Raw genomic sequence first — 25,738 nt, 5'->3', positions numbered from 1 at the left:
TTTTTTGCACTTCGACTGCGCTCAGTGTGACATTAAGTTAATTATCAAAAAAATTTATATCGTTTTCAAAAGCAGTTCCAATGACGACCATATCGGCTCCAGCAAGAAAAGTTTCTTCGATTGCTTTTTTTGACCTAATTCCGCCACCTACAATTAATGGCAATGAAATTCTCTTTGAAACTTCTGAAACCATTTCCAAAGGAACAGCTTTTTCTGCACCACTTCCTGCTTCCAAGTAAATTAGTTTGCTTCCAATATATTCAGCTGCTTTTGCGGTTTGAGCCACATAATCAATATTATTTCTATCTAAAGGTTTGGTTTTACTAACGCGCTCTACTGCAGTTTCGCTTCCACTTTCAATAAGAATGTAACCTGTAGAAATTACTTCTAATTTTGTTTTTTCAAGAATTGTAACGGCATCTATTTGATGTTCGATTAAATAATCGGGATTTCTTCCAGAAAGTAATTGCAGAAATAAAATCCCATCGGCTTCTGAAGAAATTTGCGATGGATTTCCTGGGAAAAGAATTATTGGTAAGTTTATGTTTTGCTTTAAAAGAATAATTATTTCGTCTAAATGATTTCCATCAAATGAGCTTCCGCCAACAAAAATATGTGTTGCTGATGATTGATTTATTTTTTTAATCAAATCAAAAATTGTTTCTATCACAACTTTATCTGGGTCGATTAAAATTGCTAATAGTTTATTTTTTTGAGATTTAGCTTGTAATATTTCTTTATAAATATTTGTCATCATTAATTTTGAAAAGCGCAGACAAAGATATAATCTTCTACGGCATCAAATTGAATATTAAAATTTTCTTCTTTACCATTGAATATTAATGTTGCCGTTGATTTTTTATCTTCAAAAGAAAAATCATCTTCAAAAATATGATTGGGAAAACTAATTCCCTTCTCGTTTTTTATTTTAAAAATACATTCTTTAATTCCCCAAACAACCGTAGCCTTTTTAATTTTTTCTTCTTGTGAAAGATTATCAAGATGAGAAACATCCATAAATCTTGGTGCTATTTTCAATGTTTTTTCTTTGAGTTGTTCTAAGTCCAAACCGACTTTCTGTTCACTGATTACAACTGCTGAAAAATCATTAGAATGTGAAATAGAAATTTCAACTTCTTTGATGCTACAACCTTGTGGCTTTATGTGTGGTTTTCCAAATTCATCATAATACAAATCAAAATCTGTATAATCGAGGTATTTTAACAACATTCTAACTGCTAAAAATCCTTTTTGGTGACTTTCAGATTTCATATCTTTCAGTCGCTTCAAAGAACTATCTTTCAAAGAAACTTCATTGAAAAGCGTATCAAAATCTTCTGTGATCTTCCAAAGATACAGTTTAGTGTTATTAGATAAATAGACGACTTTATGTAATGGCATTTAGTATTTTACTGTTTTTCAAAAGATTAAACAATCAAACATTTCATAAATTTTAAAATAAATTATTAAAATCAAAACCTATGTTGTAATTTTGCACCGAATTATAAAAAACAAATATACATAATAGATGAGTACACAAACATTACCTTACGTGGCTTTTAAAGTGAAAGATATTTCACTGGCAGCTTGGGGAAGAAAAGAAATTGAATTGGCTGAAGCTGAAATGCCAGGATTAATGGCTTTAAGAGCTGAATATGGAGCAAGTCAACCGTTGAAAGGTGCGAGAATTGCTGGATGTCTTCACATGACTATTCAAACAGCAGTTTTAATTGAAACTTTAATTGCTCTTGGTGCAGAAGTTACTTGGTCATCTTGTAACATTTTCTCTACTCAAGATCAAGCTGCTGCTGCAATTGCTGCTGCTGGAATTCAAGTGTATGCTTGGAAAGGACTTGATGAAGAGTCTTTTGACTGGTGTATTGAGCAAACCTTATTCTTTGGTGAAGATAGAAAACCATTGAACATGATTTTAGATGATGGTGGTGATTTAACTAATATGGTTTTTGACCGTTATCCAGAATTAATTCCTGGAATTAAAGGTTTATCAGAAGAAACTACAACTGGTGTTCACCGTTTATATGAAAGAATGAAAAACGGAACTTTATTTATGCCAGCTATCAATGTGAACGATTCGGTTACTAAATCGAAATTTGATAACAAATATGGTTGTAAAGAATCTGCTGTTGATGCTGTAAGAAGAGCAACAGATATCATGTTGGCTGGAAAAAGAGTTGTAGTATGTGGATATGGTGACGTTGGAAAAGGAACTGCGGCTTCTTTCCGTGGTGCTGGTTCTATTGTAACTGTAACTGAAATTGATCCAATTTGTGCTTTACAAGCTGCAATGGACGGATTTGAAGTGAAAAGATTAAACACTGTTATTACTAATGCTGATATCATCATTACAACAACTGGAAATAAAGATATCGTTCTAGGTGAGCACTTTGAGCAAATGAAAGATAAAACTATCGTTTGTAACATTGGTCACTTTGATAATGAGATTGATATGGCTTGGTTGAACAAAAACCACGGTGCGTCTAAAGTTGAAATCAAACCACAAGTTGACAAATATACAATCGCTGGAAAAGATATTCTTATCTTAGCTGAAGGTCGTTTAGTGAATTTAGGTTGTGCAACTGGACATCCAAGTTTTGTAATGAGTAATTCATTTACAAACCAAACGTTAGCTCAAATTGAATTATGGACTAACAGCGCAGCATACAAAAATGAAGTGTATATGTTACCAAAACATTTAGATGAAAAAGTGGCTGCTTTACACTTAGCTAAATTAGGTGTTGAATTAGAAACTTTACGTCAAGACCAAGCAGAATATATTGGTGTAGAAGTACAAGGTCCATTCAAACCTGAATATTACAGATACTAATCTAAAGTTAGATTTTTAATTATAAAACCCTTGCTGAAAAGTGAGGGTTTTTTGTTTGTTTATCAAAATTATTTCTAAAAAAAGTTCTCATAAAAAAAACCCATTCATTGCTGAATGGGTTTTGTATTTTAATAAGAGTTGTTCTTATGCTTCGAAAGGAAGAATTGAAACAAATGATTTGTTTTCTCCTTTTTTCTGGAATTTAACAATCCCGTCAACTTTTGCATGTAAAGTATGATCTTTACCCATGTAAACGTTTTCACCTGGATTGTGTTTAGAACCTCTTTGTCTAACGATGATATTTCCAGCAATTGCAGCTTGTCCACCATAAATCTTTACGCCTAAACGTTTCGATTCTGATTCTCTACCATTCTTCGAACTACCGACACCTTTCTTGTGAGCCATGATGTTTTGGTTTTATAAGTTAATTATTCTTGAGTATCTTCTTTTTTAGCTTTAGCTACCTTTTTCTTTGGAGCTTCTGCTTCTTCAACTACTGGAGCTGCTTCTTTTTTTGGAGCTGCTTTCTTTCCGCCAGTTGCACTAATTCCTTCAATAAGAATTTGTGTCAAATATTGACGGTGACCGTTTCTCTTTTTGTAACCTTTTCTTCTTTTCTTTTTGAAAACGATTACTTTATCACCTTTTAAGTGTTGTAACACTTTGGCTTCTACTGAAGCACCTTCTATAGCTGGGGCGCCTAAAGTCACATTTCCATTATCATCTAATAAAAGAACTTTGTCAAAAGAAACTTTTGAACCTTCTTCATTAGTCAAACGGTGAACATAAACCTTTAAGTCTTTGCTTACTTTGAATTGTTGCCCTGCTATCTCTACGATTGCGTACATAACAAATTGTTTAATTAATTTTTTGAGTTTGCAAATATACAACTAATTCCTTTATTTACAAGTGCTTTTAAAAAAAAGATTCGTTACATAATTAAACACTCTTTTTATTTTAATTAATTTACATGTCTTTCTGAATAAAAAAGTAATTTTGATGTAACAAAAAGTAATGTTTATTTACTAATTATACTATCAACGAAAAAATTTCAATTTTTTATGAAAAAATCATTAATTGCTTTAAGTTCAATACTTATGCTAGTAGGAACAGCTTCTGCTCAAAAGGTTGCTTTTGAAGAATACGATTTGGACAATGGCTTGCACGTAATTTTACACAATGACCAATCGGCTCCAGTTGTAATCACTTCGGTAATGTATCATGTAGGTTCAAAAGACGAAAATCCAGAGAGAACTGGTTTTGCACACTTTTTCGAACACTTATTATTTGAAGGTACGGAAAATATTAAAAGAGGTGAATGGTTTAAAATTGTAACCGCCAATGGTGGAACAAACAACGCTAACACTTCGGAAGACAGAACTTTTTATTTTGAAGTATTTCCTTCAAATAGTTTAGAAATTGGTCTTTGGATGGAATCGGAAAGATTAATGCATCCAGTTATCAACCAAATTGGTGTTGACACACAAAATGAAGTTGTAAAAGAAGAAAAAAGACTTCGTGTTGACAACCAACCTTACGGAAGCTTGATTGCTGAAGTAAAGAAAAACATGTTTAAAGTTCATCCTTACCGTTGGGCGCCAATTGGTTCTATGGAACATTTGGACGCAGCAACATTAGCCGAATTTCAAGCGTTTAACAAAAAATTCTATAGTCCAAACAATGCCGTTTTAGTTGTTGCAGGTCAAATTGATATTGCTCAAACTAAAGCTTGGATACAAAAATATTTTGGGCCAATTCCAAGAGGTGAAAAAATAACAAAGCAAACTTTTGTTGAAGAACCAATCACTGAAACTATAAGAGCTAGATATGAAGACCCAAACATCCAAATACCAATGGTTGTAGCTTCATATAGAACTCCATCAATGAAAACACGTGATGCAAGAATTCTTGACATGATTTCTACTTATTTAAGCAATGGAAAAAGTTCTAAGCTTTACAAAAAAATAGTTGACGATAAAAAAATGGCTCTACAAATTGGTGCATTTAACTACAGTCAAGAAGATTATGGTCAATATATTCTTTATGGAATGCCACAAGGTACAGCTACATCTGAAGATTTAATTAAAGAAATTGACGAAGAAATTGTAAAAATTCAAAACGAATTAATTTCTGAAAAAGATTTTCAAAAACTTCAAAACATATATGAGAACAACTATGTCAACAATAATGCTAGCGTTGAAGGAGTTGCAGAAAACTTAGCCTCTTTTTACTTATTATATGGTGATGTAAACCTTATTAATACAGAAATAGAAATGTATCGTTCTATCACAAGAGAAGAGATAAAAAATACAGCTAAAAAATATTTAAATCCTAATCAAAGGTTGATTTTGGATTATGTTCCAGGTAAAGATAAAGCTCAAAACTAAGACATTACGTATTATGAAAAAATCTATAATTATATTATCAAGCTTGTTTTTAACATTAATAATGCAAGCACAAGACAGATCACAGCCAAAACCTGGACCATCGCCAGCGATTAATTTGAAAAAACCAACAACTTTTACCTTGCCAAATGGTTTAAAAGTATTAATTGTTGAAGACCACAAACTTCCTCGAGTTGCTTACAGTCTTTCTATTGACAATGCACCATATGCAGAAGGCGATAAAAAAGGAGTTTCTGATTTAACAAGTAGTTTAATTGGAAATGGCTCAACTAAAACTCCAAAAGACGTTTTTAATGAAGAAATTGACTTTTTAGGAGCTAACATTAATTTTTATGCTTCTGGAGCATCAGCTAGTGGTTTATCAAAACACGCTAAAAGAATTTTAGAATTGATGGCAGAAGGTGCTTTAACTCCAAACTTCACTCAAGAAGAATTCGACAAAGAAAGAGACAAATTAATTGAAGGTTTAAAAGCCGAAGAAAAAAGTGTTTCTGCTGTAGCTTCAAGAGTTGAAAATGTTTTAGCTTATGGAAAATCACATCCAGCTGGAGAATATCTTTCAGAAGAAACCATCAAAAATGTTTCATTGGCTGATGTAAAAGATAATTACAGAACTTATTTTGTTCCACAAAACGCTTACCTAGTTATTATTGGTGATGTTAAAACTAAAGAAATCAAAAAATCAGTTGAAAAACTATTTGGTTCTTGGGTAAAAGCAACTGCTCCTACCCTTACCTATTCAAACCCAACTAATGTTCAGTATTCTCAAATCAATTTTGTTGATATGCCAAACGCTGTTCAATCAGAAATGATTTTAATGAACACTGTAAGCTTAAAAATGGCTGATCCTGATTTCTTTCCTGTAATCTTGGCTAACCAAGTTTTTGGTGGAGATTTCAATAGTTACTTGAACATGAATTTACGTGAAGCTCATGGTTGGACGTATGGTGCAAGTTCTTATGTTGATGCAAATAAATATACTGATTCAAAATTTGTTGCTAGTTCTCAAGTTAGAAACGCTGTTACAGATAGCGCAATCGTTGAAGCAATAAAAGAATTAAAAAGAATTAGAACCGAAAAAGTTTCTGATGAAATGTTAAGCGGTGTTAAAGCTGGTTACATCGGTCGATTTGTAATGCAAGTTGAAAAACCAGCAACTGTGGCTCGTTATGCAGTAAATGCCTTAACACAAGGTTTACCTGCTGATTTCTATGAAAATTACATCAAAAGTATCAATGCAGTTACCGCTGACGATATTATGAGAGTAGCTAACAAATATATGCTAGCTGACAATTTGAGAATTTTAGTAGTTGGAAAAGGTTCAGAAGTAATTCCTGCTTTGGAAAAACTAAAAATCCCAATGTTCTATTTTGATAAATACGGAAATCCAACAGAGAAACCAGCTATAAAAAAACCAGTTCCTGCAGGAGTAACCGTTAAATCAGTAGTAGATAATTATATCAACGCTATCGGCGGAGACAAAGCTGTGAAATCAGTAAAGTCAATCGTTTCTATTGGTTCTACAAAAATACCTCAAGTTCCAATGCCATTATCTTACACCTCAAAAATTGATTCTAAAATACGAATGATGGAAGAATTAACTATGGCAGGAATGGGTTCAATAATGAAAAGAGTTATCAATGGCGAAACTGGATATATGTCTCAGCAAGGTCAGAAAAAAGCTTTTGAAGCTAATGAATTAAAAGAAATGAAATCTGACGCTATCTTATTTGCTGAGACTTCATTGGCAACCAAAGCTGACGTGAAAATGGATGCTATTGAACCAATCAACGGTTCTGATGCTTACGCAATCATTGATGGTAATAATACCTATTATTTTGACGTAAAATCTGGACTAAAAACAGCTCAATCAACAACATCTGATCAAGAAGGTCAAAAAGTAACTTTATTTACTTATTTCAATGATTATAGAGATGTAAAAGGAGTGAAAATACCTTTCAACACAATCAGAAATGTTGGATTTGAATTAGATATTAAAATGTCTGAAGTAAAAATCAACGAAGGAGTTTTAGATGCTGATTTTCAGTAATTAGAACAAAATCATAAAATAAAAAGACCGTTTCATTCAATTTGAAACGGTTTTTTTATTTAAAACTTCGTAGTGTTTTTCAAAATAAATGAAAGAACTATTTTTTACTCGAAAGATAAACTCCAACTAAAATAATAAATGCGCCAACAAACTGAACTGGCGTCAACATTTCATTATCTAACAATCCCCAAAAGAAAGCCACAACCGGAATTAAATAAGTAACCGATGTTGCAAATACGGGCGACGAAATTTGTATCAATTTATAAAACAAAACATTCGCAATTCCTGTACCAACAATTCCCAAAAGCGCCACAAAAAGCATTGAGTGTTTCACTTTTTCAACATGAATTACTGAAAAGAAATCGGTGAAGAGCAAAATGCAAAAAGCTGGAACTAACATGACTAAAAAATTACCCGTAGTTATGGTTAATGGTTTCATATCCGAAAGGTATTTTTTTATCAAATTTACATTCGTAGCATAGCAAACGGAAGCGATTAAAACCAAAATGGTGTACCAATAATTTTGCCCAGGATTATTCACTGCGCCATTAAAAATCAACAACATTGTTCCAACCAAACCAACAATAACTCCAAAGATTTGTGTTCGTTTAAAATCCAATCCAAAAACCAATGCACCAAGAATAAGCGTATTCAATGGTGTTAACGAATTTAAAATGGAACTTACCGAACTGTTGATTTGTGTTTGTGCTATAGCAAAAAGATAAGCTGGAATAAATGTTCCAAACATAGCGGTAATTGCAACATATTTCCATTTGTGCATCGGAATTTGCGTTACACTTTTAAACCCGATTATCAATAAAAACAAAGCACAAAAAATAATCCTCAGCGAACCCAACTGAAAAGCGGACAATCCAATCAATCCTTTTTTGATAAGAATAAATGAACTTCCCCAAATTAGTGCTAAAACGATTAAAAATCCCCATTTCAATTGTTGTGCTTTCATGCCTTTGATTTATTGAGTTCAAATTTTGTAATTATTTTAAGAATAATAACTTTAATTTTTAATTATTTTTGTCCTCACAAACAATATTGATTTCACAACATTAAAAATATAGCATTATGAATTTTACAAAATCTATAGTAACTCTAGCCTTAAGCTCGTTATTTTTTGTATCCTGTAAAGAAACTGGAAGCAAGCCAGAAACCAATGCTAAAGACGAAGTAGCAACTGTTGAAAAGAAAGCAGCTCTAAAACCCGAAACGGCAGTTTTAAAAATTGATGGAATGACCTGTTCAATGGGTTGTGCCAAAACCATCGAAAGAAAACTAGCCGAAACCGAAGGCGTTCAAGAAGCAAAAGTAGATTTCGACAAAAAAGAAGCAACTGTTAGTTTTGACGCAGCGATTTTAACACCAGAAAAATTATCAAAAACCGTCGAAGCCACAGCCGATGGCAAAACCTATAAGGTTTCTGATATAAAAACAAAAGCATAATTTAAAATCCCGAAATTGTCGGGATTTTTTTATTTATTAAAAATTTACTTTTCTTTTTAATTATTGGAAGTATAAAACTTCTCAAAAATACTATTTCAATTTGTTAAAAGAATGTTGTTTGAGTTTTTGCTGTAGTTTCGTATATTTGGATATTGGCGTTAATGATTGATTAAAAATCAATTTAAATTGAACCAATTAAATTATTAAAATGATATTAGAACATTCTTCATTTTTAAAACCAAAAAATCCCAATCAAAAAATTTGGAGATATGTTGACTTTACAAAATTTATTGATTTACTAAATTCCGAATCTTTATATTTTACAAGAGTAGACAAATTTGAAGATATTTTTGAAGGTTCAGTGCCAATAAAAACTGCCGAAACAAGAAGAATCCCAATACATCAAAAATTTATAAATGGAATAAAAACAGATGTTTTTCAAGACCCTGAAATTTATAGAGAATATTTAAAGCAGAACCGTCAAGATTTTGGAATTAATTGCTGGCATATGAATGATTATGAGTCAGCCGCAATGTGGAAAATATATGTAAAATCTAATGAAGGAATTGCTATCCAATCAAATTTTAAGAAACTCAACAAGGTTCTCAAAAACTCTGAATTTGAGTTTTTTATTGGAACAGTAAATTATATTGACTATGAAAAAGATAATATAAAATTTGAAAATGATTTTTCACCTTTTGTTCATAAAAGGAAAAGTTTCTCTCACGAAAATGAACTTAGGGCGATTTTACCTATTGAAGCTCCAGCTAATGTAAATAAAATTGATTTACAAAATGGTGGTTGTAAAATAAAAATAAATTTAAATGACTTAATTGATAATGTTTTTATTTCTCCTGATTCACCAAAATGGTTATTTGAATTAGTATCAGAAACTTGCAAAAAGTTCGGATTTGACTTTAATGTTGTTAATTCAAATTTAAATGATAATCCGATTTATTAAAACAAATAATACAGTTATAAGGTAAAGTTCGTTACATCAATCCATAAATAAAAAAATCAAACAACCTACTTCCACTGCAAACTTTCCATTAAGTGTTGCATGTCGTCTTTGACATAGCTTGTGGCTGGCATGATGGAATCAAAATTGGGTTTTGCATAAAAATAAACAGAACCTGTTACAAAATGGTTGATGCTATCCGTAACATAAAATTGGGCATTGGTAGCCGCATTTCCATTTACTTTATAAAACATTCCATATACTTTCTTATCTCTGTTTAAAAAAGGTAATTCGGTAATATCATCTGCTTTTACAACATGTTCAAAAGTCAATTTTTGGGCATCGCGAAGCAACTTTGTTATATCATTGTTAACTGGTTTATAAGTCAAATAAATAGTTGCCTTCATTTTTGGATACTGAATACTAAACCCACAATTTTTGTCTTCTTTGATAGTAACATCTTCATTGACATCAAACGTAAATGGACAACCATTGCTGTAAGTAGCATAACTGGCTAAAGGATAGTCCAATCGAAGCTGACTAGGAGGTTTTGGCAAAACATCGTCTTTACAACTCGTTACCAATAACAAAAAAGCAAAAAAAGAACTGAAAATTATTTTTCTTTTCATAAAATAATAAAGCAAAAAAATCTAAGTGTGAAAAACATTAAAATGGCAAATCATTCTCAGGACTTGACGCTTCAAAGTTAGTGTTTTTAGGTTCAGAAGCATGATTTTGTTTAATTCCTTCCACATCTTTTTTAGTGGTTAAAAAGGTAAACTCTGTCACCTGAATCTCTGTAGTATATTTTGTAGTTCCGTCTTCGGCTTGCCATTGACGGGATTTTATTCTACCTTCAATATAGATTTTATCACCTTTTGATAGGTATTTTTCGCAAATTTCGGCAGCTTTGTTTCGAACAACTAAATTATGCCATTCAGTAGAAGTTATCTTTTCGTTGGTAGTTTTATTGATATATACTTCGTTAGTAGCCAACGGAAAACGCCCAATACAATTTCCTCCTTCGAAATAATGCATTTTCACATCGTCGCCAAGGTGACCAATTAACATTACTTTATTTAAGGTGCCATTCATTGTTTGAGGTATTAATTATTTCAAATTTACTAATTTTTTTGAAAATTAAAACCAATATTTTGAAATAAAATTAAAAATCACAATCGGAAAAGGAAATTCTGCCGCTGATTTACAGTCAATTCCGCCATTGATTTTTCCTTTTACAGTAACTTTCCAAAACTTTATCGTCAAATGCTGATGCGATAATTTATGAATAATGTTTTCTGTATTATACAAAACAACAGTATCAATTTCGTTGGCAATGAAATTTTGCTCTTTAATTAGACTTAAAATAGCATCATCATCAAGAGCTGTTGCTGTTTCTAACAAAGGAAACTGATATAAATTGTGCCAAATTCCTTTTTCCGTTCTTTTATTAATTAAGGTATTTCCATCTTCATCTAAAAAAACAAGGTAGTTAAAAAACTTAGGTGTAACTTTAGTTTTCTTTAATTTTACTGGAAGTTGTGCTACTTTTTTCTTTTGCAAAGCCAAACAACTATCGTTTAAAACACAGGAAGTACAATCTGGATTTTTAGGAACACATTGCAACGCGCCAAACTCCATAATGGCTTGATTGAAAAGATTAGCTTTTCCTTTGGGCAATAATTCACTCGCTAGAAGTGTAAATTCTTTTTTGGCTCCAGCCGAAGCAATATCAGTTTCAACATCAAAATAGCGCGACAAAACCCGAAACACATTTCCATCAACCACAGGAACATTTTCGTTGTAAGCAAACGAAGCAATGGCTGCGGCAGTATATTCACCAATTCCTTTTAATTTCAATAATTCTTTATAGGATGAAGGAAAATTTCCATCGAGTTCAAAAGCAATTTGCTGAGCCGTTTTGTGCAAATTTCTTGCTCTTGAATAATAACCTAAACCTTGCCAAAGTTTTAGCACTTGTTCTTCGTCGGCTTTCGCCAAATCAAATACGGTTGGAAAAGCTTCTGTAAATCGTAAAAAATAAGGCAAACCTTGAGCCACTCGCGTTTGTTGAAGCATAATTTCGGAGAGCCAAATTGGATATGGATTTGTCGTGTTTCGCCAAGGCAAATCACGTTTGTTTTCTAAATACCATTGAATTAAAGAGTTAGCGAATTTCATAGCAAAAAAGTGGTTTGCAAAAATAAATCTTTATGTGATTAAATTTTAATAGATTATGCTTGAAATATTGTTTTTTTAATTCATATATTTGCAACCTCAAAAAATTACTCATAATATTAAATACGAAAGAAAATGACGAAAGCAGATATCGTAGCAAAGATTTCAGAAAAATTAGGTCTTGAAAAAGGAGATGTTCAAGCAACAGTTGAAGCGTTTATGGAAGAAGTAAAAACTTCATTAGAAACTGGTGATAATGTTTATTTAAGAGGTTTTGGTAGTTTTATTATCAAAACAAGAGCTGAAAAAACTGGAAGAAACATTTCAAAAAATACAACTATCAAGATTCCTGCTCACAACATTCCTGCATTTAAACCTGCAAAAGTATTTGTAGAATCAGTTAAAACAAATACTGAAGTACCAGTATAAACTTATTATTAATCACTAAACCCTAACGTATGCCAAGTGGTAAAAAAAGAAAGAGACATAAGGTAGCGACTCACAAACGTAAAAAGAGAGCGAGAGCTAACCGTCACAAAAAGAAAAAGTAGTTCTAAACTACTTTTTTCTTTTTAAACGTTCATTGAAATTGAAATTTAGTAATCAGTGGTCAGTAATTAGTAAACAATTACTGCAAACTAAAAACTGTAAACTGAACACTAACTTTCTCCGGGTAACAAAATACCTGTTTAAAATGTTTAATCCATCTGTAAATAAGATTTTAGATTTTAGATTTTCAGATATATAGATTTTATCTATTTCCTTTTCTCTATTCTCTATTTTCTCAAAAAACAGATATAAATTTACAACATGAATAAAGAATTAATCATCCGTAGTGGTGAAGATGCTGTAGATTTTGCCTTATTAAAAGATGGAAAACTAATTGAATTACACAAACAAGAAGACACAAGTAACTTTCAGGTTGGCGATATATTTATTGCCAAAATCAGAAAACCAGTTGCTGGATTGAATGCTGCTTTTGTAAATGTTGGCTATGAAAAAGATGCCTTTTTACATTATCACGATCTTGGTCCGAGTTTAGCTTCTTATTTGAAATTCATAAAACTTGTAAGCGCAGGTAAAATAAAAGATTTCTCCCTAAAAAACTTTCAGTTTGAAAAAGAGATTGATAAAAATGGTTCTATTTCAGATATTCTGAGTGCCAATCAATCTGTATTAGTTCAAGTAGTAAAAGAACCAATCTCAACAAAAGGTCCAAGAATAAGCGCCGAGCTTTCTTTTGCGGGCCGATTTGTAGTTTTAGTTCCGTTTTCGGATAGAATTTCTATTTCGCAAAAAATAGAATCTAAAGAAGAAAAAGACCGACTTAAAAAACTAGTACAAGCAGTCAAACCAAAAGGTTTTGGCGTTATTGTAAGAACAGTAGCCGAAGGCAAAAGTACAATCGAATTAGAAAAAGACTTGCAGAACTTAATGAATAGATGGACTGCAATGTGTAAAAAATTACCAACTGCTCATCATCCGTCGAAGATTTTAGGCGAGCTCAACAAAGCTTCGTCTATTCTTAGAGATGTATTCAATGATACTTTCACGAGTATTCAAACAGATGACGAAGAGTTGTACCAAGAAACAAAGGACTATTTAGCCGAAATAGCTCCGGAGAAACAAAAAATTGTTAAGTTTTATCAATCAAAAGACACGCCGTTGTTTGAGAAATACCACATCGAAAGACAAATAAAAACCTCTTTCGGAAGAACTGTTTCTATGAGCAAAGGTGCTTATTTGATTATTGAACACACTGAAGCACTTCATGTAATTGATGTAAACAGTGGAAATCGTTCGAACAAAGCTTCCAATCAAGAAGACACAGCATTAGAAGTAAACATGATTGCTGCTGCAGAAATTGCACGACAGTTGCGACTTCGCGATATGGGTGGAATTATTGTAATTGATTTTATCGATATGCAAAATTCTGATAACCGTCAAGTGTTGTTCAACTTCCTTAGAGAAGAAATGAGCGATGATAAAGCCAAACACAAAATCTTACCGCCAAGTAAATTTGGATTAGTTCAAATTACTCGTCAGCGTGTAAGACCAGAAGTAAATATTGAAACAAGGGAAGAGAATCCGAATAATTTGAGTGGCGATGTAGATGCACCAATTCAGATTATAGACAAGATTACTTTTTCGCTTGAAAAAATCATTAAAGACCACAAAAAAATAAAACTAAACGTTCATCCTTTTGTGGCAGCATACCTTACCAAAGGTTTTCCATCATTACGTTCAAAATGGTTTTTTGAACATAAAAAATGGGTGAAAATCATACCTCGTGACGCTTACACGTATCTTGAATATCATTTTTATGATGATCAAGGAAAAAAAATTAAAGAATAATTCTGAAATAAATTCAGAAAATGAAAAACCGCTTTTCGAAAGATTAGCGGTTTTTTTGTTTAATTCAATTTAAATAAAATTAGAATTTCATTCAAGTTTAATTTCTTTCTTCTTGATTAGGATAAATTTTTATTAGTGTCAAGGAATATAAAAATAAAGGAAGAATAATCCTTGTAGCTGAATGATTTATTGATAAAAACCAAAAAACGAACAAAGGAATTAAATAGATATTCCCTATATTGTGTTTAAAGTTAATTATTGGGAAAATAATGAGTATAAAAAAACAAGTAAGCCCAAGCAGACCGTGTTCTGACACTAATCGTGTTACTTCGCTATGGGTGTTTATATTATTGTTATAGTTTGCTTTTCTAATTTCTTGTCCAACTCCTACTCCAACTCCAAAAACAGGATTTTCAATGAAATTATTAACATCAGAAGAAACTAACATGTATCTTCCCTTTTTTAACTTTTTTTCACTAAAATCAAACTTAGTTATATTTGTATATCTGCTTGATAAACTATTTTTTGTTTGATAATCAACAATTGTAATTACCGACAAGAATAAAATGAATATAAGTATATATTCTTTCACTCTGGAAGTATTTAATTTTGATAAATGAACTATTAAAATGAAACAGAAAATTGCAATGATACCCGATACGATTCCACCGCGAGAAAAGGTTAATAACCCTCTGTAAAAAATTAAACAAAATAACAATAGATAAAAATAAAAGACCATTGAATACTTTTTAGCTTGAAAAACTTTTAAAAAATAAATAAAAAAACCAAATCCAAGAACTGTAGCGAGTTGGTTTGGCGCAAAATTTCCTGAATAATAAAAATTTGATCCATACATATTTACTTTATCAAGATTGTACGTATAGTTTATGATCAAATAAAAACAAGTGGTGACTAAAGGAAATCCTATACTACTCAAAATAAGCTTAATCTCTTTTAAAAAAAGAGACTTATTATAGTTATAAACGGACAAGAACCCAAGACAAATTGGTCCTAATATTTCAAAGGAAATTTTTCTTCTGTAATCATTTTCTAAAAAATGAAAAGAGATAAAAATGGAAGGTAAAAGTAAAAATAAGAAAAACCAATACGGATTTTTAATTTTTGGCAGACCTGACAATAAAAATCCTAAAAAAGTAAAAAAAAGCATTAGGTACTTTCCGTACTCGTAAAAAAAACCTCCATTGGTAGTTCTTAATAATACTTCACTACCTGCAATATATGCTATTACATAAAGTATTTCGTTGTTCCTGTTTTTGTTTTTTACAACTACGTATAGTCCGGCAAGGAAAATTAGAATTGCATAAAATTTTGAGAAAAAAGGAAGTTTAGCAATTAAAACACCTAATCCAATGTGTAATAAAATTAAATATACTTGATTTCTTTGGGACATTGCATTGGGTTAGAAAAAAGCATAAATATAAAAATATATTATAAATAGATGTAATTTTGAAGTGCATTTAAAATTTACTTATATGGATTTAATTAACAGGGTGAAAAGTTTTAATTTCTTTTTATTTATTTATTTTATTTCACTTCCGTTTGTTTTTTTTAGCACAGTTTCGGATCCATTTCTACTTGCAAGACAATTATTAACAACAGTCGTTTTATTCATAATCTTTTTATTTTTAATAGTCAATAAAAAAATTAATGATTACTTTGTAATTGATAAATTAGTTATACTCTTTGTAGGTTTCATTTCATTTGGAATTATTTCTATTTCAAAATCAAACATCTATGAACTAAGTAATGTTATACTTTCCAAGTATATTTTATTTTTCCTTTTTTTTATTATAATTAGACATCTTTTAGTCAAAAAATTAGTTGACTTAAATAAAATTATTGTTTCAATAATTATTTTTGGCCTCATATCAATTAGTATTGCAACATTAGCTTTCACTAATAAAACAATAAACAATCAAAATTTATTTGTTAATGTTCATAATATAACTGGAACATTTGGCAATAAAAACTTTTTATCTTCAATTTTATTTTTTTGTTTACCGTTTTATTTTATTGGCCTTTTAATGTCAAAAAAAGTGAGATTTATTTCTTTTGTAGCAATAATAATTACCGTCGTATTGCTAATCTTACTCAGAACTAGAGTAGTTTTAATAGCCTTATGCTTCTATTTTCTCTTAGTTTTTATTCATGAAATTAAAAATAGATTTTCTAAGAAAATAGGCCGATGGCTTCTTGTTGTTTTTATAACAGCAATTAGTAGTGTCATTTATTTTTTTTCTTGTATAAAAACAAATTTTAATGATTTCCCAGAAACTACATCAATGTATTTTAAAAGATTATTTTCCTCATATACCCTATTATCGAGAATAGAGTATTGGAAACAATCTATCTATATGATACAAGATAATTTTTTAAGTGGTGTTGGTTTAGGAAATTGGATGATTGCATATCCGAAATATGGATTATATAATTTTCAAGACTCTTCAATAATAAATTCAAGAACTATAATTGCTAATCCTCATAATGATTTTTTACATGTATTTTCTGAAATTGGACTGTTTGGCTTTTTGTGCTATTTAGGTCTTTTTTTTATAATAATATATCAAGCAATAATTTTAACGAAAAATAAAGTCAATCCAACTGAAAAGAAAAAAGTAATTTATTTATTATTTTTTGTCTTTTGCTATCTGATTATAGCATTTTTTGATTTTCCATTAAGTCGGATTGAACATCAAATTCTATTGATGGTAGTGTTTTCAATAGTAAGTTCAAAATATCTATTATCTCGAGAAACAAAAATATATAAACTTTCTCCTTACCTTTTTTTTATATTCTTTTTTTCATTTCTGACGTATATCATTATAATTACAGCTAGTGCCATATCTGGAGAAAAACATATAGCAAAAGCTCTTGATTTAGAAAAAAAATTAGACTACGAAACATCAATATTAGAATTTAAAAAAGCAAATACTTCATTTTCAATTATTGATACTTATGGTTTCCCAAATGATTGGCATATTGCTAAAGAAACCTATTATAAAGAGAATTTTGAAGAGTCGTTAGAGTATTTCAAAAACGCATACAAAAGAAACCCTTACAACATTATAATTATTAATGACTTAGCGTCGACATATATAAAAAATAATGACACTAAAAATGCGATAAAATATTATAAAGAAGCATTAAATATTTCACCAAATTACGAAGATGCAAGAATAAATTTGGCAGCAACCTATTTTAATATTGGAGAATATAATACCGCTTTTGAAACAATTGATAAATGCAGTATTGACACAAATAATGAAAATTACAAACAGTTTCTAACTAAAATTATTGAGAAAAAATTAAACATGACTCTTGTGAAAATTAATAACCCTGAGTTAAATAGAAGTATTGTTGAAAAAATAAAAACTGAAAATGATTTACAGCAATTTTATTTTGAAAGTAAAAAAAAACAGACTACATTTGATTACTTCATAACAAATTATAAATAATTGAAAATGAAAAAAATAATACTTGGTTTTCTTATTTTGGCTTGTAATTTAATTCAAAGTCAATCGATAATTTCAGTGACACCTGATAATGGAAATAAAGGACAAAATTTACAAGTTACTATCACAAGTCAGGATGTTGATTTTGTGACAAGTACTCCAATAATAAATGTCTCATTTATTGATCAGTTTTCTAATATTTTATCTGCAGAATGGGCTGAAATAATTTCTGAAAATGAATTACTTGTTAACTTATCAATACCTGGTTATGCTACTCCTGGTCTATATGATGTAAATGTATTTGATGATAGTGGTAATTTAAACTACACTTTAAGTGATGGATTTACAGTAAATAATAGTTACACCTATTCACTACAAGGAAATATTCGCTATGACAGTAATAACAATGGATGCGATGCTTCTGATGTAATCGTTCCTAATCAACAAATAACATTTACTAATGGTTCTACTACAGGTAATTTAATTGCAAATCAAACTGGATTTTATAATTATTATGATGTGCAAGCAGGCAATTATACATTTACACCAGTAATAGAAAATCCTTCCTATTTTACTATTACTCCAAATAATGCTAATGTAGTATTATCTGCCAATAACAATCTTATTGTTCAAGATTTTTGTATCTCACCTAATGGAATTCACAATGACCTTGAAATAAGTATAATTGCATTAAATGATGCCAGACCAGGATTTAATTCTGATTATAAAATAATTTACAAAAACAAAGGAAATTCAGTTCAATCTGGAAGTATAAATTTAAACTTCAATGATAGTTTAATGGATTTAATTTCATCTACTCCTATAGCAAATGCGCAAGTTACAAATTCAATAACATGGAATTTTACTAATTTATTACCTTTTCAAAGCGGGATTATCACTTTCAAAATGAATGTTAATACACCTTCTGAAAATCCACCAGTTAACAATGGTGATAATTTAGTCTTCACAGCAAATTGTGATGGCAACAACAACGATGAAACACCACTAAACAATACATCAACCTTAAACCAAATTGTAGTTGGTTCCTATGATCCAAATGACAAAACATGTACTCAAGGTGAAGAATTATTGCTTAGTGAAGTTGGAAAATTTTTGACTTATGTTATTCGTTTTGAGAATACAGGAACTGCAAATGCGGAATTTGTTGTAATTCGCGACAATATCGATACAAGTAAATTTGATATTAACACTTTAACCGTTTTATCAGCAAGTCATTCATTCACAACAAAAATTTTAAATAATAATCAAGTAGAATTTATATTTGAAAACATCAACCTTCCTTTTGATGATGCTAATAACGATGGTTATGTAGCTTTTAAAATCAAAACAAAATCTAATTTAACACTTGGGACAAATATTAGCAACACTGCTGCTATTTACTTTGATTACAATTTGCCAATAATTACCAATACATATACAACAAGAATAGTTAATCAATTAAATACAGCGGACTTTGATTTAAATAATTTATTTTCACTATCTCCTGTTCCTGTAAAATCAGAATTGAATATTGAAACAAAAGAACTTCTGGAAATAAAAGAAATAAATATTTATAACATGTTAGGTCAATTGCTGTTTTCTGAAAAAAATCCAAGCAAAAGTATTGATGTTTCAATTTTGAAATCAGGAAGTTATATAATTACTATATCATCCAACAAGGGAACTTTAAATACTAAGTTTATTAAAGAGTAAAAATAAAAAAACCGTCTTTTTGTGAGACGGTTTTTTTATTTTGTAACATTTCAAAAATCAATCTAATTCATATTCCAATCTAACGGTAATTCGAGCGGTTTTGTTTTTGCTATAGGTATCGTTTATTCCGCCATAACTATCGTCTTCGGTTGAACCTTGACCAGTTATTTGAAAAACTCCCATACTAGCTCGTTTTAATTTACCTAAACTTCCATCAGCTGTTTTTACAATTTTTGACGCTCTTTCGTTGGCATCTTTAGTAGCATTTTCAATCAAGCTTTGTTTTAAACTTGACAAGCCCGAAAAAGTATATTGAATGGAATTGGATGATAATTCAATTCCTGAATTAACCAATTCTGATGTTTTGCCAGAAACATCCTCGATGCGTTTCATCAAACTTGGATTTTTCTTTGCCGAAAAAGAAATGGTTTGTGTTGCTTCATAACCATCAAAAACTTGTTCGTAGCGCGTTTGATAGCTGTTTTCGTTATTTTCACTTCTAATTTCTCTGAATTTTTTTTGAAAATTTACTGCTCCAAAACTAAATTCGTTGGTTTTAAATCCTTTGGAAATAAAAAAATCGCGTACTATTTTTTGGTCAGATACTATTTTATTATAAGCCGTTTTAATATCCATACTTTGTGCATTAAAACTACCCGACCAAAGAATTTCGTCTGAAACAAAATCTTTTGTTCCTAAACCAATTACTGATATTGAATCCAGATTTTGATTGCGGTTTTGAAATGATTTTCCCAAAATCCAAGCGGTGATAATTATGGCAACACCAATAATTATCGAAGATTTAATTTTTTCCATATTGATCAAGTTGATTTATACTAAAACGTGAATAACTACTAAATAGTATGTTAAAGGTAGATTATTTTTTTCTTCTTTGTGCAAAAAAACGAATCATTAACTCTGTCGATTCTTTTGCCAAAACGCTAAATTTTACTTCCGTTTTTGGATGTAATTGCGTTCCCAAAGTCATAAAACCGCGTTGTTCATCGCGTGCGCCAAAAACTATTTTTGAAATTTGGCTCCAATACAATGCGCCAGCACACATTTGACAGGGTTCAAGTGTAACATACAATGTACAACCTTTCAAATATTTTCCACCGATGTAATTTGCTGCGGAAGTTATAGCTTGCATCTCGGCATGTGCAGTTACGTCGTTAAGCATTTCGGTTAAATTGTGACTTCTAGCAATAACTTTATTGTCGATAACGATTATGGCACCGACGGGAATTTCGCCTTGCTCAAAAGCCATTTCGGCTTCTTGCAACGCTTTTTTCATAAAATATTCGTCGGTAAAAGGGTTTTCCATAAAACAAAAATACGATTTCAATTTGTACATTTGTTGCATGTCAAAAAATTTACTCGAACATATCAACAATCCAACCGATTTACGAAAATTATCTCTTTCGGAATTACCCGATTTGGCTACAGAATTGCGTGAATTTATCATTGATATTGTTTCGGTAAAAGAAGGTCATCTTGGCGCAAGTCTTGGTGTTGTTGAACTAACGATTGCATTGCATTATGTTTTTGATACGCCAAATGATTTATTGGTTTGGGATGTTGGTCATCAAGCGTATGGTCATAAAATTTTAACCGAACGAAGAACTAAATTTGACACGAATCGTCAGCTTGGCGGCATTTCGGGCTTTCCAAAACGAAGCGAAAGCGTTTATGATACATTTGGCGTTGGTCATTCTTCTACTTCTATTTCTGCAGCTTTGGGTATGGCTATTGCTTCTCAACTAAAAGGTGAAAATAAACATCATATTGCGGTGATTGGCGATGCTTCAATTGCCAGCGGAATGGCTTTTGAAGGTTTAAATCACGCTGGAGTCACAGCTGCTAATTTGTTGGTTATTCTAAATGATAACGCTATTGGAATTGATCCAAGCGTTGGTGCTTTGAAACACTATTTGACTTCGGTTAAAGAAGGGAAAAACCCGAAGCAAAACAACATGATTAAATCGTTGAATTTTGATTATTCTGGTCCGATTGACGGTCATGATTTACCCAAATTGATTTCGGAATTGGAACGATTAAAAAAGACCAAAGGACCAAAATTTCTTCATATCGTAACCACGAAAGGCAAAGGTTTGGAACAAGCCGAAAAAGACCAAGTAAAATATCACGCGCCAGGAAAATTCGATGCTAAAACAGGAGAAATTACTCCAAAATCGGAAGCACATTTACCGATGAAATTTCAAGATGTTTTTGGACTTACTTTAGTCGAATTAGCCAAAAATAATCCGAAAATAATCGGAATTACTCCAGCAATGCCTAGTGGAAGTTCGATGAAATTTATGATGGATGCTTTTCCAGACAGAGCTTTTGACGTTGGCATTGCCGAACAACATGCAGTTACGCTTTCGGCAGGAATGGCAACGCAAGGTATGATTGTTTTTTGCAACATTTACTCTACTTTTTTACAACGTGCTTACGACCAAGTAATTCATGATGTAGCTTTGCAAAATTTACCCGTAATATTTTGTTTGGATCGCGCTGGATTGGTTGGTGAAGATGGTGCGACACATCACGGTGTTTTTGATATTGCTTATCTACGATGTATTCCAAACATGATTATTTATGCACCAAAAGACGAACTCGATTTACAAAATATTCTTTATACTGCTTCATTAGGTTTACCACATCCAATAGCCATTCGCTATCCGCGTGGAAGAGGAAAATACTCAAATCTACAATTAAAAATTACGAATTACGAATTTGAAAAAATTGAAATCGGGAAGGCACATTTGCTGAAAAGCGGAACAAAAACAGCGGTTTTATCTACGGGTTTTATCGGAAATAATGTTTCATTGGCTTTAGAAAATAGAAATCAACCTGAAACTATTGCGCATTATGATTTTGGGTTTATTAAACCTTTGGATGAAAAACTGTTGCACGAAATTTTCAATTCATTTGAAACTATAATTACTATTGAAGACGGAACGATAAAAGGTAGTTTTGGCTCTGCTATTGTTGAATTTGCTTCAGAAAACAACTATTCAAAACCTGTGAAAGTGATAGGAATTCCGGATACTTTTATCGAGCACGGAACGGTTGAAGAATTACAAAAAATGTGTGGAATTGATGTAAAAAGTTTAGAAAGTCTTTTTTTAAACTATTAAAAAAAACGACTTTTGCACTGTCAAACCATTTTTTTAGAACATGAAAATTTCGCAAAAGATTTTCCTTTTACTTGCTTTACTTTTTTCCACTTGTTTCTTTGCTCAAAATGATGAAAAAACAACAACTCTCGACACTATTTCACATTGGGAAAAGAAAAATACCGCAGGTTTGGACATCAGTCAAATTGCTTTTGTAAACTGGAATGCTGGTGGTGTTAGTTCGGTTTCGGGATTGTTGAAAGGGAATTTTATTCGAAAATATCAAAAAGGAAATCTAAAATGGGTTAACGAAATGATTATTCGTTATGGTGTCAACAAACAAGATGGTGTTGAACTACGAAAAACAGATGATGTTTTTCAAGTTAATTCGACTTTAGGTTATCGAAAAGATACCATTTCAAATTGGTATTCGTCGGCAAAATTCAATTTTAATACGCAGTTTACCAATGGTTATGCTTATCCAAACACTTCTAAAGCCATTTCAAAACCATTTGCGCCAGCATACATTTTCCTTGGAGTTGGTTCAGAATATGTAAACAAACCCAAAAAACTGAACGTATATATTTCACCAATAACGATGAAAACAACTTTGGTTTTAGACCAAACTTTAGCAAATCAAGGTGCGTTTGGAGTGAACAAAGCGATTTATGACATTAATGGAAACCTCATCAAAGAAGGTGAATTATATCGAATGGAACTCGGTTTTTTAGTAACTAATTTTTACAAAAAAGAAATCTATAAAAACATTATTTGGGAAAATCGGTTGAGTTTGTATTCGGATTACATCAACCGTTTTGGGAACATTGATGTTGATTGGCAAATGCAATTAGAATTAGTTGTAAACGAATATGTTAAAGCAAATATTGGCGCGCATTTTATTTATGACGATGATATCAAAGCCAAAGAAGAACGCAATGGCGAACAAGTTACACTTGGTCCAAAACTTCAGCTAAAACAATTGCTTGGTGTTGGTTTGGTTTACAATTTCTAAGCCGAAACTATCTTAAACAATTCCACCGCTTTTCCGTCCGTTAGCATGGAAATGTAATGACAAATATGCAATAATCGGTCGTAAAGATTTTCTTTTTCTAAATGGTGTTTTTCTGGAAGAATTTTTAGCAAAAGTTTGTCATAATTTGTTGCTTTTCCTTCGTGATTGTTATTGAAAGCGGTAATAAATTTATCGAGTAAGGTATTGATAATTTGGTAACCCGAAAGTTCTTTTTCAATCACTTCCCGACTTTGGTAGATGTTTTTCACACTCAATTTGATGATATCATCCATTTGGGCTTTGTATTTACTTTTATCGGTTAAAGCAAAATGAAATTTTCCTTGCAAAATAGCTTCTTCATTTTCAACAAAAACACGAACGGCATCGTTGATTAAATTTCCAATTGCCAGAGCGCGCAAATAACTAATTCGATCTTCTTTGGTGGTTAAAGTTTGGTATTTTGCAGCATCAATTGTGTCTTTTACCAACTTAATTAGATATTCCAAAGCAAAATCTTCGGAAACCAAACCGAGATTTATTCCGTCTTCAAAATCGATAATCGTGTAGCAAATATCATCGGCAGCTTCGACTAAAAATGCCAACGGATGACGTTCATAACCAATATCTTCGCCCGATTTATTGGAAATCATGCCTAATTCTTCGGCAACTTCTTTGAAAAAAGCTGCGTCTGATTGGAAAAAACCATATTTTTTATCCGAAATATTTTTGGTTGGTTTTTTTGGCAAACTTTCCTTTGGATATTTGGTAAATGCGCCAAGCGTTGCATAAGACAAACGCAAACTTCCTTCAATTCCTGGACGTGTACTCGTTAGAACCGAAAAACCATTCGCATTTCCTTCAAAATCGATTAAATCTTGCCACTGTTTTGGCATTAACTTGTCTTTGAATTGTTGCCCTTTTCCAATAGAAAAATATTCTCCAATGGCTTTTTCACCTGAATGACCAAACGGCGGATTTCCAATGTCATGCGCCAAAGCTGCTGCGGCAACAATAGCACCAAAATCGTTCATGTGATAACCGTGAACGGCAGAAAGATGTGGATATTTTTCGATGATTTTTTTTCCAACCAATCTTCCGATGGAACGACCAACAACCGAAACTTCCAAACTATGCGTCAAACGTGTGTGAACAAAATCGGTTTTTGACAACGGAATAACCTGCGTTTTATCCTGTAAACTGCGGAAAGCCGACGAAAAGATAATTCGGTCATAATCGACTTCAAAACCCAATCGTGTGTCGTCTTGTTCGATGCGTAAACGTTTGCTCGTATCGCCTTGACGTTTTAAAGATAAAAGTTGTTCCCAGGTCATTTGATTTCAGATTGTTGATTAACTATTTTTGATTTTAGAAGTTAAAGATAACTTTATTTGAGGATTTTTTTCATGCATACGCTACTTTCTACGTCGATGTATTGTCCGTAGTTTGGAATGACTTCGTAGCCGCTTTTTTTATACAATGAAATGGCGTTTGTCAGCTGGTTTGACGTTTCCAAAATAGCATGCTGAAAACCGTTTTCCTTTGCCCAACTTTCCAACGTATTCAACACAGTCGAAGCTATTCCTTTGCCTCGTTTTTCGGGTAAGACAAACATTCGTTTTATTTCGGCAACCATTGGTTCATATTCTTTAAACGCACCACAACCAACAGCGATATCATCTTCATAACAAACGATTACGTTATCAATATATATTTGATTGTATTGCGCAAAAAAGTCTTTTTCATCGCCATCAATTTCAACCAAATAATCATCAAAAAGTCGGGTTAACTTTTGAAAATCGGGATGATTGGAATTGATTTTTAGTAGTTTCATTTTTTATCGTTTGCCAAGAAAAAATTTCTAGACTTTTTTGGATATTGATTAAAACTTTTATCGCTTGGATTGGCGATTACGGATTTGATGTTGATTTCGTCACCAAGTTTGAAACTCGCTTCGGTATATTGGTAATCCAGCAAGTATTCACCACAGAAATAATTTCCGTTTTCGTCTTTTTCTATGATTCCGGTGTAAACTCCTTTTTTTTCTTTTGACATTTTTTTTACCTTTTTTTAATTTTTTGTTAAAAGCTTATTAATTAAATAAATTATAATTGCTGGAATAATTAGATAAAATATTAACCTAGAATATATTAAACTACCTTCTAGATTAAAAAT

25 protein-coding genes are annotated in these 25,738 nt (G+C 31.4%); 11 read left to right on the top strand and 14 right to left on the bottom strand.

Annotation, left to right across the window (positions count from 1 at the left end; translation table 11 throughout):
* Positions 1-37: 37 nt before the first annotated feature.
* Complete coding sequence (locus tag BC748_RS06310) at positions 38-754, bottom strand: phosphoglycerol geranylgeranyltransferase (protein WP_133532693.1); 717 nt, start codon at positions 752-754, stop codon at positions 38-40.
* 2 nt (positions 755-756) lie between these two features.
* Positions 757-1,401 carry a 4'-phosphopantetheinyl transferase family protein gene (locus BC748_RS06305; protein WP_133532617.1) on the bottom strand — a complete coding sequence of 215 codons (645 nt, stop codon included), beginning with the start codon at positions 1,399-1,401 and terminating at the stop codon, positions 757-759.
* A 127-nt stretch (positions 1,402-1,528) separates the two neighbouring features.
* On the opposite strand from BC748_RS06305, the gene ahcY reads away from it, so the two are divergent.
* Positions 1,529-2,845 carry an adenosylhomocysteinase gene (ahcY, locus tag BC748_RS06300; protein ID WP_133532616.1) on the top strand — a complete coding sequence of 439 codons (1,317 nt, stop codon included), beginning with the start codon at positions 1,529-1,531 and terminating at the stop codon, positions 2,843-2,845.
* 144 nt (positions 2,846-2,989) lie between these two features.
* Here the strand turns inward: ahcY and rpmA are convergent, their stop codons facing one another.
* Together rpmA and rplU are read right to left on the bottom strand one after the other, a co-directional pair.
* On the bottom strand, positions 2,990-3,250 hold the full coding sequence (rpmA, locus tag BC748_RS06295) for a 50S ribosomal protein L27 (protein WP_133532615.1): 261 nt from the start codon (positions 3,248-3,250) through the stop codon (positions 2,990-2,992).
* A gap of 23 nt (positions 3,251-3,273) precedes the next feature.
* Positions 3,274-3,693, bottom strand: a complete 420-nt coding sequence (gene rplU / locus BC748_RS06290) for a 50S ribosomal protein L21 (protein ID WP_133532614.1) — start codon at positions 3,691-3,693, stop codon at positions 3,274-3,276.
* Between the two features lie 213 nt (positions 3,694-3,906).
* On the opposite strand from rplU, the gene BC748_RS06285 reads away from it, so the two are divergent.
* Together BC748_RS06285 and BC748_RS06280 are read left to right on the top strand one after the other, a co-directional pair.
* Positions 3,907-5,232 carry a M16 family metallopeptidase gene (locus BC748_RS06285; RefSeq protein ID WP_133532613.1) on the top strand — a complete coding sequence of 442 codons (1,326 nt, stop codon included), beginning with the start codon at positions 3,907-3,909 and terminating at the stop codon, positions 5,230-5,232.
* Positions 5,233-5,245: 13 nt separating this feature from the next.
* Complete coding sequence (locus tag BC748_RS06280) at positions 5,246-7,300, top strand: M16 family metallopeptidase (RefSeq protein WP_246014010.1); 2,055 nt, start codon at positions 5,246-5,248, stop codon at positions 7,298-7,300.
* 97 nt (positions 7,301-7,397) lie between these two features.
* Here BC748_RS06280 and BC748_RS06275 read toward each other — a convergent pair whose 3' ends face one another.
* Positions 7,398-8,264 (bottom strand): DMT family transporter, encoded by an 867-nt coding sequence (locus tag BC748_RS06275; protein ID WP_133532612.1) that lies wholly within the window; start codon positions 8,262-8,264, stop codon positions 7,398-7,400.
* 116 nt (positions 8,265-8,380) lie between these two features.
* On the opposite strand from BC748_RS06275, the gene BC748_RS06270 reads away from it, so the two are divergent.
* Both BC748_RS06270 and BC748_RS06265 read left to right on the top strand, forming a co-directional pair.
* Positions 8,381-8,755 carry a heavy-metal-associated domain-containing protein gene (locus BC748_RS06270; protein WP_133532611.1) on the top strand — a complete coding sequence of 125 codons (375 nt, stop codon included), beginning with the start codon at positions 8,381-8,383 and terminating at the stop codon, positions 8,753-8,755.
* Between the two features lie 208 nt (positions 8,756-8,963).
* On the top strand, positions 8,964-9,716 hold the full coding sequence (locus BC748_RS06265) for a DUF2971 domain-containing protein (RefSeq protein ID WP_133532610.1): 753 nt from the start codon (positions 8,964-8,966) through the stop codon (positions 9,714-9,716).
* 65 nt (positions 9,717-9,781) lie between these two features.
* Here BC748_RS06265 and gldD read toward each other — a convergent pair whose 3' ends face one another.
* The 3 genes from gldD to mutY are packed head-to-tail and all read right to left on the bottom strand — an operon-like array spanning position 9,782 to position 11,894.
* Positions 9,782-10,342, bottom strand: coding sequence for a gliding motility lipoprotein GldD (gldD, locus tag BC748_RS06260; protein ID WP_133532609.1), 561 nt, complete (start codon positions 10,340-10,342; stop codon positions 9,782-9,784).
* A 37-nt stretch (positions 10,343-10,379) separates the two neighbouring features.
* On the bottom strand, positions 10,380-10,808 hold the full coding sequence (locus BC748_RS06255; protein ID WP_133532608.1) for a single-stranded DNA-binding protein: 429 nt from the start codon (positions 10,806-10,808) through the stop codon (positions 10,380-10,382).
* A 45-nt stretch (positions 10,809-10,853) separates the two neighbouring features.
* The gene (gene mutY, locus BC748_RS06250; RefSeq protein WP_133532607.1) at positions 10,854-11,894 is read right to left on the bottom strand and encodes an A/G-specific adenine glycosylase; all 1,041 of its coding nucleotides are present in this window, start codon (positions 11,892-11,894) and stop codon (positions 10,854-10,856) included.
* A gap of 132 nt (positions 11,895-12,026) precedes the next feature.
* On the opposite strand from mutY, the gene BC748_RS06245 reads away from it, so the two are divergent.
* Together BC748_RS06245 and BC748_RS06240 are read left to right on the top strand one after the other, a co-directional pair.
* Positions 12,027-12,320 (top strand): HU family DNA-binding protein, encoded by a 294-nt coding sequence (locus BC748_RS06245; RefSeq protein WP_133532606.1) that lies wholly within the window; start codon positions 12,027-12,029, stop codon positions 12,318-12,320.
* 381 nt (positions 12,321-12,701) lie between these two features.
* On the top strand, positions 12,702-14,246 hold the full coding sequence (locus BC748_RS06240) for an Rne/Rng family ribonuclease (protein WP_133532605.1): 1,545 nt from the start codon (positions 12,702-12,704) through the stop codon (positions 14,244-14,246).
* 97 nt (positions 14,247-14,343) lie between these two features.
* Here BC748_RS06240 and BC748_RS06235 read toward each other — a convergent pair whose 3' ends face one another.
* A complete protein-coding gene (locus BC748_RS06235) occupies positions 14,344-15,657 on the bottom strand; it encodes an O-antigen ligase family protein (protein ID WP_133532604.1) in 1,314 nt (437 codons plus the stop codon).
* A gap of 82 nt (positions 15,658-15,739) precedes the next feature.
* Between BC748_RS06235 and BC748_RS06230 the strand changes: the two genes are divergently transcribed.
* Together BC748_RS06230 and BC748_RS06225 are read left to right on the top strand one after the other, a co-directional pair.
* Positions 15,740-17,722 (top strand): O-antigen ligase family protein, encoded by a 1,983-nt coding sequence (locus BC748_RS06230; protein WP_133532603.1) that lies wholly within the window; start codon positions 15,740-15,742, stop codon positions 17,720-17,722.
* 6 nt (positions 17,723-17,728) lie between these two features.
* On the top strand, positions 17,729-19,432 hold the full coding sequence (locus BC748_RS06225; RefSeq protein ID WP_133532602.1) for a T9SS type A sorting domain-containing protein: 1,704 nt from the start codon (positions 17,729-17,731) through the stop codon (positions 19,430-19,432).
* A gap of 57 nt (positions 19,433-19,489) precedes the next feature.
* Here the strand turns inward: BC748_RS06225 and BC748_RS06220 are convergent, their stop codons facing one another.
* Both BC748_RS06220 and BC748_RS06215 read right to left on the bottom strand, forming a co-directional pair.
* Positions 19,490-20,248, bottom strand: coding sequence for an SIMPL domain-containing protein (locus BC748_RS06220; RefSeq protein ID WP_133532601.1), 759 nt, complete (start codon positions 20,246-20,248; stop codon positions 19,490-19,492).
* Positions 20,249-20,309: 61 nt separating this feature from the next.
* Positions 20,310-20,756 carry a nucleoside deaminase gene (locus BC748_RS06215; protein WP_133532600.1) on the bottom strand — a complete coding sequence of 149 codons (447 nt, stop codon included), beginning with the start codon at positions 20,754-20,756 and terminating at the stop codon, positions 20,310-20,312.
* Between the two features lie 37 nt (positions 20,757-20,793).
* Between BC748_RS06215 and BC748_RS06210 the strand changes: the two genes are divergently transcribed.
* Entirely contained in the window at positions 20,794-22,575 is a 1,782-nt protein-coding gene (locus BC748_RS06210) for a 1-deoxy-D-xylulose-5-phosphate synthase (protein WP_133532599.1), read from the top strand.
* A gap of 40 nt (positions 22,576-22,615) precedes the next feature.
* A complete protein-coding gene (locus BC748_RS06205; protein ID WP_133532598.1) occupies positions 22,616-23,566 on the top strand; it encodes a DUF3078 domain-containing protein in 951 nt (316 codons plus the stop codon).
* Here the strand turns inward: BC748_RS06205 and BC748_RS06200 are convergent.
* Genes BC748_RS06200 through BC748_RS06190 form a run of 3 tightly spaced genes read right to left on the bottom strand, consistent with a single transcriptional unit; the run spans position 23,563 to position 25,618 of the window.
* Positions 23,563-24,897 carry a deoxyguanosinetriphosphate triphosphohydrolase gene (locus BC748_RS06200; protein ID WP_133532597.1) on the bottom strand — a complete coding sequence of 445 codons (1,335 nt, stop codon included), beginning with the start codon at positions 24,895-24,897 and terminating at the stop codon, positions 23,563-23,565. The genes BC748_RS06205 and BC748_RS06200 overlap by 4 nt on opposite strands.
* Positions 24,898-24,950: 53 nt before the next feature.
* Positions 24,951-25,397 (bottom strand): GNAT family N-acetyltransferase, encoded by a 447-nt coding sequence (locus tag BC748_RS06195; RefSeq protein ID WP_133532596.1) that lies wholly within the window; start codon positions 25,395-25,397, stop codon positions 24,951-24,953.
* Positions 25,394-25,618, bottom strand: coding sequence for a hypothetical protein (locus tag BC748_RS06190; RefSeq protein ID WP_133532595.1), 225 nt, complete (start codon positions 25,616-25,618; stop codon positions 25,394-25,396). The genes BC748_RS06195 and BC748_RS06190 overlap by 4 nt, the downstream gene beginning before the upstream one ends.
* Positions 25,619-25,738 lie beyond the last annotated feature (120 nt).

Origin of the sequence: Flavobacterium dankookense (genome assembly GCF_004362665.1) — a bacterium.
GTDB classification, from domain to species: Bacteria; Bacteroidota; Bacteroidia; order Flavobacteriales; family Flavobacteriaceae; genus Flavobacterium; species Flavobacterium dankookense.
This window is presented reverse-complemented; position numbering and strand designations above follow the sequence as displayed.

Bases quoted from the DNA above. Each gene is read 5' to 3' on its own strand.
- BC748_RS06230 (WP_133532603.1), top strand. From the start codon at position 15,740: ATGGATTTAATTAACAGGGTGAAAAGTTTTAATTTCTTTTTATTTATT.
- rplU (WP_133532614.1), bottom strand. From the start codon at position 3,693: ATGTACGCAATCGTAGAGATAGCAGGGCAACAATTCAAAGTAAGCAAA.
- BC748_RS06210 (WP_133532599.1), top strand. From the start codon at position 20,794: ATGTCAAAAAATTTACTCGAACATATCAACAATCCAACCGATTTACGA.
- BC748_RS06305 (WP_133532617.1), bottom strand. From the start codon at position 1,401: ATGCCATTACATAAAGTCGTCTATTTATCTAATAACACTAAACTGTAT.
- BC748_RS06240 (WP_133532605.1), top strand. From the start codon at position 12,702: ATGAATAAAGAATTAATCATCCGTAGTGGTGAAGATGCTGTAGATTTT.
- mutY (WP_133532607.1), bottom strand. From the start codon at position 11,894: ATGAAATTCGCTAACTCTTTAATTCAATGGTATTTAGAAAACAAACGT.
- BC748_RS06310 (WP_133532693.1), bottom strand. From the start codon at position 754: ATGACAAATATTTATAAAGAAATATTACAAGCTAAATCTCAAAAAAAT.
- BC748_RS06245 (WP_133532606.1), top strand. From the start codon at position 12,027: ATGACGAAAGCAGATATCGTAGCAAAGATTTCAGAAAAATTAGGTCTT.
- BC748_RS06195 (WP_133532596.1), bottom strand. From the start codon at position 25,397: ATGAAACTACTAAAAATCAATTCCAATCATCCCGATTTTCAAAAGTTA.
- BC748_RS06270 (WP_133532611.1), top strand. From the start codon at position 8,381: ATGAATTTTACAAAATCTATAGTAACTCTAGCCTTAAGCTCGTTATTT.
- BC748_RS06255 (WP_133532608.1), bottom strand. From the start codon at position 10,808: ATGAATGGCACCTTAAATAAAGTAATGTTAATTGGTCACCTTGGCGAC.
- BC748_RS06280 (WP_246014010.1), top strand. From the start codon at position 5,246: ATGAAAAAATCTATAATTATATTATCAAGCTTGTTTTTAACATTAATA.
- BC748_RS06285 (WP_133532613.1), top strand. From the start codon at position 3,907: ATGAAAAAATCATTAATTGCTTTAAGTTCAATACTTATGCTAGTAGGA.
- rpmA (WP_133532615.1), bottom strand. From the start codon at position 3,250: ATGGCTCACAAGAAAGGTGTCGGTAGTTCGAAGAATGGTAGAGAATCA.
- ahcY (WP_133532616.1), top strand. From the start codon at position 1,529: ATGAGTACACAAACATTACCTTACGTGGCTTTTAAAGTGAAAGATATT.
- BC748_RS06190 (WP_133532595.1), bottom strand. From the start codon at position 25,618: ATGTCAAAAGAAAAAAAAGGAGTTTACACCGGAATCATAGAAAAAGAC.
- BC748_RS06205 (WP_133532598.1), top strand. From the start codon at position 22,616: ATGAAAATTTCGCAAAAGATTTTCCTTTTACTTGCTTTACTTTTTTCC.
- BC748_RS06275 (WP_133532612.1), bottom strand. From the start codon at position 8,264: ATGAAAGCACAACAATTGAAATGGGGATTTTTAATCGTTTTAGCACTA.
- BC748_RS06220 (WP_133532601.1), bottom strand. From the start codon at position 20,248: ATGGAAAAAATTAAATCTTCGATAATTATTGGTGTTGCCATAATTATC.
- BC748_RS06265 (WP_133532610.1), top strand. From the start codon at position 8,964: ATGATATTAGAACATTCTTCATTTTTAAAACCAAAAAATCCCAATCAA.
- BC748_RS06235 (WP_133532604.1), bottom strand. From the start codon at position 15,657: ATGTCCCAAAGAAATCAAGTATATTTAATTTTATTACACATTGGATTA.
- BC748_RS06200 (WP_133532597.1), bottom strand. From the start codon at position 24,897: ATGACCTGGGAACAACTTTTATCTTTAAAACGTCAAGGCGATACGAGC.
- BC748_RS06225 (WP_133532602.1), top strand. From the start codon at position 17,729: ATGAAAAAAATAATACTTGGTTTTCTTATTTTGGCTTGTAATTTAATT.
- BC748_RS06215 (WP_133532600.1), bottom strand. From the start codon at position 20,756: ATGGAAAACCCTTTTACCGACGAATATTTTATGAAAAAAGCGTTGCAA.
- gldD (WP_133532609.1), bottom strand. From the start codon at position 10,342: ATGAAAAGAAAAATAATTTTCAGTTCTTTTTTTGCTTTTTTGTTATTG.